Source organism: Mesorhizobium sp. M7A.T.Ca.US.000.02.2.1, assembly GCF_003996995.1.
GTDB lineage: Bacteria > Pseudomonadota > Alphaproteobacteria > Rhizobiales > Rhizobiaceae > Mesorhizobium.
Window position 1 is genome coordinate 1 of the sequence record NZ_RZTT01000826.1, and the last position, 840, is coordinate 840.

At 65.8% G+C, this 840-nt stretch carries 1 protein-coding gene; it reads left to right on the plus strand.

Translation table 11 applies throughout. From position 1 onward, the window contains the following. Positions 1 to 89 precede the first annotated feature (89 nt). Complete coding sequence (locus EOD15_RS34930) at positions 90 to 749, plus strand: N-6 DNA methylase (RefSeq protein ID WP_127409354.1); 660 nt, start codon at positions 90 to 92, stop codon at positions 747 to 749. Positions 750 to 840 lie beyond the last annotated feature (91 nt).

The window sequence follows — 840 nt, forward strand, 5'->3', positions numbered from 1 at the left end:
GGTTGGGCTACTGCGACTTCACTTCGCGAGGCAGTCAATCGCATCCGGTCAGCAGTGCTGAAAGGCGGGGCCGAGGGAGGGTGCTGGCAATGAGCGCGAACGCCCAGCACATCCGCAACATCGTCAAGCTGCTCGAAAGCGCCCGGTACCGCCACGACATGTACCAGGTGTTTTCCGACTGCATGGAGGCGATGGCCATTTCGTTCGCCAACGCCGTTGACTTGCGCCAGCGCGACGCCCGCGAGGCCCGCTATCTGGAAATCGTCCGGCGCTACGAGCGCGACGTGATCGAGACGTTCCCGAAGATCCTGGCCGAGGTCACCATGGCCATGGAAGCCGCCCCCGGCGACGTGCTGGGTGCAGTGTTCGGACAGCTGGAGCTGCACAACACCGCGCGTGGCCAGTTCTTCACGCCCTACGAGGTCTGCCGCCTCATGGCCCGCCTGCAGATCGGTGACGGCGCGCAGCTGCGCGAAATCGTGGACCGCAACGGTTTTGCCCTGGCGCAGGAGCCAGCCTGCGGCGCAGGCGCGATGGTCATCGCCTTAGCCCAAGAAATGCAGGACGCCGGCATCAACTACCAGCAGCACCTGCACGTGACGGCCATCGACGTTGACCCCCGCGCCGTTCACATGGCCTATGTCCAGTTCTCGCTGATGCACATTCCCGCCGTGGTCATCGTCGGCAATTCACTCACGCTGGAAGAGCGCGAACATTGGTTCACGCCCGCGCACGTCCTGGGGGGCTGAAACATGCGCCTTGCCCGCCGTGGTGCCGAGGAGGCGCGCCGGGCCATCGAAGCCCGTCCCGCCTCGACGCAGCCGGTGGCCACCCCTGCCC